Origin of the sequence: Pantoea sp. S61, assembly GCF_016625145.1 — a bacterium.
Lineage (GTDB): Bacteria > Pseudomonadota > Gammaproteobacteria > Enterobacterales > Enterobacteriaceae > Pantoea > Pantoea rwandensis_B.
Genome location: NZ_JACVUO010000033.1, coordinates 22681 through 30819, shown reverse-complemented (window position 1 = coordinate 30819; position 8139 = coordinate 22681). Strand labels below are relative to the sequence as shown.

General features: G+C 53.2%; 9 protein-coding genes. 3 read left to right on the top strand and 6 right to left on the bottom strand.

All coding sequences use genetic code 11. The features are described 5' to 3' along the window. From IAE30_RS28825 to IAE30_RS28815, 3 genes are all read right to left on the bottom strand, one after another. A partial coding sequence (locus IAE30_RS28825; protein WP_200681515.1) for a flavin reductase family protein occupies nt 1–755 on the bottom strand: 755 nt, incomplete at its 3' end. Nucleotides 756–758: 3 nt separating this feature from the next. Continuing rightward, the gene (locus tag IAE30_RS28820) at nt 759–1586 is read right to left on the bottom strand and encodes an alpha/beta fold hydrolase (protein WP_045833575.1); all 828 of its coding nucleotides are present in this window, start codon (nt 1584–1586) and stop codon (nt 759–761) included. Further along, a complete protein-coding gene (locus IAE30_RS28815) occupies nt 1558–2160 on the bottom strand; it encodes an amino acid synthesis family protein (RefSeq protein WP_200681514.1) in 603 nt (200 codons plus the stop codon). The genes IAE30_RS28820 and IAE30_RS28815 overlap by 29 nt, the downstream gene beginning before the upstream one ends. Nucleotides 2161–2680: 520 nt before the next feature. Here IAE30_RS28815 and IAE30_RS28810 point away from each other — a divergent pair. From IAE30_RS28810 to IAE30_RS28800, 3 genes are all read left to right on the top strand, one after another. Beyond that, nucleotides 2681–3361 (top strand): GntR family transcriptional regulator, encoded by a 681-nt coding sequence (locus IAE30_RS28810; RefSeq protein ID WP_200681513.1) that lies wholly within the window; start codon nt 2681–2683, stop codon nt 3359–3361. Next, complete coding sequence (locus IAE30_RS28805; protein ID WP_045816876.1) at nt 3361–3648, top strand: DUF1330 domain-containing protein; 288 nt, start codon at nt 3361–3363, stop codon at nt 3646–3648. Before IAE30_RS28810 ends, IAE30_RS28805 begins: the two co-directional genes overlap by 1 nt. Nucleotides 3649–3958: 310 nt before the next feature. Next, the gene (locus IAE30_RS28800; protein ID WP_200681511.1) at nt 3959–4804 is read left to right on the top strand and encodes a sugar phosphate isomerase/epimerase; all 846 of its coding nucleotides are present in this window, start codon (nt 3959–3961) and stop codon (nt 4802–4804) included. 4 nt (nt 4805–4808) lie between these two features. Here IAE30_RS28800 and IAE30_RS28795 read toward each other — a convergent pair whose 3' ends face one another. From IAE30_RS28795 to IAE30_RS28785, 3 genes are all read right to left on the bottom strand, one after another. Beyond that, nucleotides 4809–5789 carry a LacI family DNA-binding transcriptional regulator gene (locus tag IAE30_RS28795; protein ID WP_200538821.1) on the bottom strand — a complete coding sequence of 327 codons (981 nt, stop codon included), beginning with the start codon at nt 5787–5789 and terminating at the stop codon, nt 4809–4811. Between the two features lie 119 nt (nt 5790–5908). Beyond that, nucleotides 5909–7060: a Gfo/Idh/MocA family protein gene (locus IAE30_RS28790; protein ID WP_200681510.1), complete on the bottom strand. Its 1152-nt coding sequence runs from the start codon at nt 7058–7060 to the stop codon at nt 5909–5911. Then, complete coding sequence (locus IAE30_RS28785) at nt 7061–8122, bottom strand: sugar phosphate isomerase/epimerase (protein ID WP_200681509.1); 1062 nt, start codon at nt 8120–8122, stop codon at nt 7061–7063. Nucleotides 8123–8139: the final 17 nt, after the last annotated feature.

Here is an 8139-nt window from a genome sequence, read left to right as displayed (position 1 = left end):
ACCGCTGGCAAGGTGCTGCCCGTCGGCTGTGCGCACAGGAATACGATATGCTGCTGTTTCTTTTGGCGGTCTTCCCAGATGGAGTAAACAAAGCCCGGACTGGCTTCGATGTTGAGTCCATCGAACACCTGCTTCAGTGTTTCACTGACGCTGCGGTTGTTCACCGTTTGCGATGGCAGGCCATAACCGTTCTCTTTCTTCACCACCAAGGCCTGACCCGCTGATTCAATCAACGCGCTCACCACAACGTTAGGGCCGGCAATCAGGGATTCGGCATTCTGATAAGGCGTGAAGTAGGCGCCGCGATAGTAGCCCAGCCCCGGCGTACCGCAGGAATCAAATTGCTCGACTTTACCTATAAGAATCGCGTGGTCACCCGCATCAATGACCTGATGCATCGCGCATTCAAACCAGGCGGAGCTGTCATCCAGCAGCGGGGTGTTGAACTCGCCTTTACGCCACTTCACCAGTGAGAAGCGATCGGCCACTTTCTGCGCGAAGATGTTCGACGTCTCTTTCTGCTGCTCCGCCAGAATGTTGATAGCGAAGTGCGGGCATTGGGTGAAGTTCTCGAAATTAGCGGAGCGCTTATCGATGCTCACCAGCAGTAGCGCGGGGTCAAGTGACACCGACGAGAACGAGTTTGCGGTGAAGCCAATCGGCTGCCCTTGTGCATCGTGAGTGGTGACCACGGTGACACCGGTCATGAAGGCGCCAAAGGCGTCGCGTAACTGTCTGCGTTTATCTGCGTCCATAAGTTACTCCTTTACAGGCTCTTTTTGCGTGACGGCGGCAGCAACCGGCTTGAGGAACGACAAAATTTCCTCGTTCACCCGGTCTGCATCCGTCAGGTTCAACATGTGTTTAGCGTTAGCGACCACTACTGCCTGTCCCTGTCGTGCTGCCTGGGCCATTTGGCGTGTCATGTCTGGATTCGAATTGGCATCCAGTTCACCGGTCATCACTAACACCGGACATTGCATTTCATTCCAGCGCTCAGAATAGAAGCGGTCTCCCGCCGCAAACGCCTGATAGGCGCGTGCATAGCCGTCGAGATTCACCTGTTGCAACCACGTTCCCACTTTTTGACGCAGGGGCTGTTCGTGGTGGTCGTCACTGAACCAACGATCCAGTGGCGCATCGAGCCGCACATTGCCGCTCGCTAACTCCTGGGCGCGTTTCAACACCGCATTGCGCGCGCTGTCGTTACGCTTAAACACGCCGCTCATCACAATCGCGTGATTCACCCACTGCGGATAATCGATAGCGATACCTGCGGTGATCAGTGCGCCCATTGAGTGTCCGGCGACGGCAAAACTGCGTTCGGGCTGTGTCTGTAAGAACTGGGCCAGCCACTGCACGTAATCCTTTAAGGTGGCAGGATGACGAAAACCGCTGCTTTCGCCATGGCCAGGCATATCCACCGCGATCACACGGAAATAGCGACTCAGCACGTCCATTTGTGGGAACCAGGCGTCGGCATTCATGCCGACACCGTGGATCAACACCAGCGGCGTGCCCTGTCCAGCCTCCAGGTAACTGACCTGGAGACCTAACTCAGATAGCTGCTGGGTTTTTCTGGTCATGGCCTAACTCTTTCAGGTCAAGATAACGGTTGCCGATACGATGATGCGGACGGCCGCCCAGTGCCGCGCCCAGCGCGATCACAATCTCGTCTGCGAATGGCGCATCGTTGATGTTGAACTGCATAGTGAGGTAGTGTTCGCGAGTGCCCTCATCATCCGTGCCCATCATGGGAACCAGAATCGGTGTATTGGCTGGACCACGGGTGTTGTTAAAGGCCAGGTAGGTTTTACCCTGCACAGCAGAGCGATAATGGTTGCCGAAATGCAGGGTATGAATCAGCGCTGAAGCGTGTTCCAGTTCGCCGTTCAAGCCCACCACTGCGCTTTTACCGTAAGCCACCACCTTGTCGCCGCCGCCCGCTTCTTTCACGATCAGGCTGGTCAGCAGTTCGCCCAGTACCGGTGCCATTTCACGAATCTTGGGGGCGAGGTCTTCAACGAAGCCTTCACCGGCCCACGGATTTTTTACCACGGCAGCCGCCGCAATCATCACCAGCGGCGTGGTGGCCGCTTTGCCGCCGTCGGAGTAGATGGTTTCGGTGGTAACGAACGTCTTGCGTATATCTGGATGCATGGTTAAAGCCTCATTCAAGTTAACGGTTTTTTAATCTGGTGTGTCGGGAAAGGATATAACACTGAGACTTTTGGCATGTCAAAACATGGTATACCATCATACGGTATTAAAATTTGCCGGAGATTTTGCTATGCTTTGTCGACGCAAATCCCCGCCGTGACTGGGGGGATGGGGATTAAAAGGGCAATGCGTAATGGGCTGTTTGAGACGCGAAGTGAGTGTGACTACGGTCATAAAAATCACATGACGTATCGGAGCAGACGTTTTATAACGGTATGAATTCACGTGGTTTTGATTATTCCTCAAGGATATTTTTATTTCGTGCCCCGGCCGCATGATGAAACTGTGAGCTAACGCTGATTTCAACTGTCGCGTCGGTGAGGAATCGATAGACGGTGGTGGCAATGAGAGTAAAGGCGGCGTTGCTTTCAGAACAGAAACAGTGCTAATAGTTAAAACGCTGGCAAGACATGACATTGACTTCAGGCTGAATTTTTTGCATTTCAACGAAGAGACGATTATGGATGCGGGTCATTCCCTAAAAATTGAAAATACGCCCGTAACATTGCGTGAACTGGCATTGGCTAAAGTTCGCCAGGCCATTATTTCGGGATACTTTAAAGCCGGCGACCGTTTGGTTGAACGTTCACTTTGTGATGAGCTGGGTGTAAGCCGTACCGTGGTGCGCGAAGTGATCCGTTATCTGGAAGCGGAGGGTCTAATTGAAAACCTGCCGAAAAAAGGGCCGATTGTTGCAATATTAACCTGGGACGTTGCTGAGCAGATTTACGATATTCGTATGCTGCTGGAGTCTGAAGCGGCGAAGGATTGCGCAAAAATAGCCACCAGCAGTGATAAAAAAAACCTGCATAAAAGATTACTGCGCATCGCTAAAGCCTCGCACGATCATGATGACATCGAACGCGTTGAAGCGTCTCAGGCTTTCTATGAAGCGCTGTTTTCCATTGCAAAACATCATATTGCGTGGGAAATCGTGCAACGGCTAAACAGCCGTATCAGCCGACTGCGCGCACTGACCCTGCGCAGCCCTGAGCGTCAGGTAGCGGGTTTTGAACGTATGTCGCGTATTTATGAAGCGATTGAAGAAAACAATGCTGAACAAGCGAAAGAAGCCGTTAAACAGCATCTTTCTGAAGCTGCCACGCTGGCTAAAACTATTCTGACTGCCGAGGAAAAATAATGTCTGCGTATTGGATCGCTCACGTCAATATTGAGGATGCACAGCAGTACCAAAATTATATTGAGCTGGCACCGCTTGCGTTTAAAAAATATCAGGCGAAATTTATTGCTCGCGGTGAAAATGCCACCTCACTTGAGGGTGATGAATTTAAGAAGCATGTCATCATTGAATTCCCTGATTATCAAACGGCACTGGACTGTTATCATTCCGACGAGTATCAGTTAGCTAAAAAACAGCGTGAGGGTGTGGCAAAAGCCATGATTACCATTGTGGATGGGCTGGCGTAGGTTTGTAGATAGCCACATTGCATGAATCTGCCATGATGAACCGCATAGAGGATGGGTATCAGGTTATCTCTCCTCCTTGCTCACCCTCATTGTGAACAAACTGCAAGGCTGTGAGTAAAGGAGTGGCCTGAGCTCGTCCATTTTCTCGGCGCGTACCTTCACCTTTTACAGTCCTCATCATTTAAATTTTCCTGATTGTTAACCCCCCCATAATCTGAACACAGATCACAAAATCAGCACGGAAAATTTTGTAATCGATTACTTTAAGTTAATTTGTAATCGATTACTCATCATAAGAGGCTGAATAAATATGAAAAAATTGATGGTGTTGGTGGGGATGTTGTCCATGCTTATTGCTGTGCCTTCACAGGCGTTAGCAGCGGGCGTTGAAGATGAAATTGGACTTCAGATGTACACCTTACGTCATGTCGGCACACCAGCTGAACAGTTCGCCATGGCCCATAAAGCGGGCTTCGAGCACGTTGAGCTGGTAGGCACGCATGGTCTGGAAGCCAAAGAGCTGAAATCCTTGCTGGATAAAAATCACCTGACCGTGACCTCATCTCACGTGCAATTAACGGCACTGGAAAGCGACTACGCGCAGACCGTGGCGTTCAACAAAGCGGTGGGTAATCACACCATCGTGGTTCCATGGATTAAACCGGAAGATCGCCCGGACAGCACCAAAGCCTGGATAGACTATGCACAACGCCTGGATAAACTCGGTGCGAAACTGCGTAAAGACGGCATCCAACTCGCTTACCACAATCACAATTTCGAAATGAAGAAGTACGATGGCGTGACCGCGCTGGAGATTATCTTCAATCATTCACGGGCAGAAAATCTCAAACTGGAGATGGACGCGGCGTGGGTTTCACGCGGAGGCCAGGATCCGGCGCGCATTTTGAAAGCCTATCCGGGACGGATCTATGCGATTCACGCCAAGGATAATGCGTCGATTGGTATCCGCGACGATGAGATGAATTTTGCGCCGCTGGGCGAAGGCTTGCTGGACTGGAACACTATTCTGCCTGCCGCCAAAGCCAGCGGCGTGAAGTGGTTTATCATCGAGCACGACAAGCCGAAGGATGCCTGGAGCATCATCACCACTTCACATCAGAATCTGCGTGCGGCGCTGGAAAAACTGCCGCATTAATCGATCAGGCACTGGCACGCACGATCAGGTGCCAGTCCATCATGACGCGTTCAGTTTGCGATTGGGGATCGTCAATCTTCTGCAGAAGCAGACTGAACGCAGTACGACCAATATCGCGCGATGGCTGCGCGATGGTGGTCAGCGGTGGAGAGATCATTTCAGCCAGTTCCGAGCCATCAAAGCCGGCAACGGCAATATCCTGCGGAACCTGATATCCCGCAGACTGGATAGCCGCCATCGCGCCAGCCGCCAGCGTGTCCGATACGGCAAATACCGCATCAGGCGGCGTATCGGCGTTGAGTAACGCTTCCATCGCACGCTTACCCGCATTGTAGCTTAAATCACTGGCGTAACTCACCGCCTGCCAGGACAGACCGCGCTGTTCCAGCTCCTGCTGATAGCCCTGCTGACGCAGTTGGGCGTACTTATAGCTTAGGTCATGATTGATCAGGGCAATACGTTTACGTCCGCTGGCCACCAGATGCGCCACCAGCTGGCGCGAAGCATCGACATCATCGATGCCCACACAGGAGATGTCGCCGGCATCCGCGTATTCGGCACACTGCACCCAGGGCATGTTGCCAATCAGCTGTGTCAGTTCCGTCAGCGTGGTGAAAGCATCCATGGTGATCACGCCATCCACCATTTTGCCTGCCAGCAGTTGCAGGCTTGAGCGGGAGCGATTGATGTCGGAACCGGAGTTACACAGCAAAATGCGATAGCCGTTCTGTTCTGCCTGCTCTTCGATACCTTTCACAATTTCAGCGCAAAACGGGTTGGAGATATCAGAAACCAGCACCAGCACCATTGAGCTCCGCGCCGTGCGCAGCTGGCGTGCTAACAGATTTGGCTGGTAGTTGCTGGCTTTAATGGCCTCCAGCACCTTATCCCGGTTTTTATCCTTTACGGTGTCACTGTTGTTAAGCACGCGTGACACCGTGGCCACGGAAACACCGGCCAGCTTCGCGATTTTCTGAATGGACATGATGACTCAACTTCCTGCGTCAGTTTCTGAATTGCAGGCTACCATAAATCGACGCGGGACAATAAGTTAGGCGGGATGACTGATACGGGAGATCAGGCGCGCCGGAACGCGCCTGCGTCTCAAAAGCTGACGTCGACCCAGCGTTGGTCGCGATGGCTTTGTACGATCGCCTCAACGATGGCCATCACCTGCGCGCCGTCGCTGAAGTCGGCAAAATGTCGTTCATCTTGCGCGGGCATCTCACCCTTCTCAACCGCCTGATAAAACTGCTGCATCATGGCGCGAAAAGCATCTGGCCAGCCTTCAATGTGCCCGCCGGGAAAGCGGGCACGGGTGGCAACATCGCGGTTCATCAATGATGCATCGTCCGTTAACGTTTGATTAGCCTGATGGCGATGACCGACCCACAACTGCTGTGGCACTTCCTGATCCCACGCCAGCGAGGTTTGGCTGCCATTCACTTCCAGATAGAGGCGATTTTTGCGCCCCGCCGCCACCTGAGAAACGCTCAAACAGCCTTTACTGCCATCATCGAAACGCAGCAGCACGAAGCCCAGATCTTCCGTGTTCACCGGACAATCCTGATACTGCGCCTGTTGCGCCTGCGCGCTGAAGGTGGCCTGACCGGCCAGATTGGCTTTGCGTGTTGGCCAGACGATCGCGAGATCAGCCATGACCGACACAATCTTGCGGCCAGTGACAAACTGGACAGTGTCGCACCAGTGAGATCCAATATCCGCCACCGCGCGCGATGCGCCGCCCTTATCTGCATCCACACGCCAGTTGTAATCGGTCTCTTCCAGCATCCAGTCCTGTAAGTAACTGCCCTGGACGGCAAAGGTGCGGCCTGTTTCGCCGCTGCGCACCATGCTGGCGGCTTGCTGCACCATGGCAAACTGTCGGTAAACAAAGCTGACACCGTTTACTACGCCGGCCTGTTGAGCCAGTGCCACTAATTCACGGGCTTCGTCCATCGTCATACAAAGGGGTTTTTCCGAGAACAGGTGTTTACCGGCCAGTAAAACCTGCTTATTGATAGCGGCATGGAGGTGGTTGGGCGTGCAGTTGTGCACAGCATGCAGGTTCGGATGCTGCAAAAAGGTGACGACGTCACCATAAGCGTGCGGCACGTGTAACTTCGCCGCCTGGGCTTGTGCTTTTTCCAGCGTTGAGTCGCACAGTGCCACAATATTAATGTTGCCCAGACGCCGCAGTGCCTCAATGTGCGCGGGGCCGATAAAACCGCTGCCGATAATGCCCACATTAATCATTTACGACTCCTCCTTAAGCCCGAGTTGCGCACGGATACTGCCGCTGTCATTTTGCGCGGCAAAATCATCAAAGGCACGGCTGGCGACCGGAATGATATGTCGCTGGATGAATTCGGCGCCTTCCCGCGCACCGGTTTCCGCATCTTTCAGGCAGCACTCCCACTCCAGCACCGCCCAACCGTTGAAGTCGTACTGCGCCAGCTTGCTGAAAATACTTTTGAAATCAATTTGCCCGTCGCCTGGCGAACGAAAACGCCCGGCGCGATCAATCCAGTTTTGATAGCCGCCATACACCCCGCTGCGGCCGTTGCGCTGATACTCCGCATCTTTGACGTGGAAGGCCTTGATACGCGGGTGATAAATATCGATAAACTGCAGGTAATCAATGTGCTGAAGATGCAGATGACTGGGATCAAACAGGATATTGCAACGCGGATGATGGTTAACCTGCGCAAGGAAACGCTCAAAGGTGACACCATCATGCAGATCTTCACCCGGGTGTAATTCGTAACATACATCCACGCCATGCTGATCATAAACATCCAGCACCGGCTGCCAGCGACGGGCGAGTTCCTTAAAGGCCTCGTCCAGCAATTGTGGGTTATGCGGCGGCCACGGGTAGACATAGGGCCAGGCGAGCGAGCCGGAGAAGGTAGCATGGGCAGTCAGCCCCAGCTTGCTGGAGGCGGCTGCGGCATGTTTAACCTGCTCGGTTGCCCAGGCCGTGCGCGCGTCTCGCTTGCCGCGGACGTGTGCCGGTGCAAAATTATCAAAAGCGGCATCATGCGCGGGATGCACGGCGATCAACTGCCCTTCCAGATGTGTCGATAACTCGCTGATGCTTAATCCATACTGCTTCAGCAATCCCAGCACCTCATCGCAGTAGGTCTGGCTGGTGGCCGCGCGTTGCAGATCAAATATTGCCGGGTGATTGCACGGGATCTGCAATGCCTGAAATCCCAAAGCGGATGCCCATTTCGCCAGTCCTTCCAGCGAATTGAACGGGGCATCAGCGCCGATAAACTGTGAAAGGAAAATGCCCGGACCTTTTAACGTTTTCAAAAACCACCTCCAGTAAC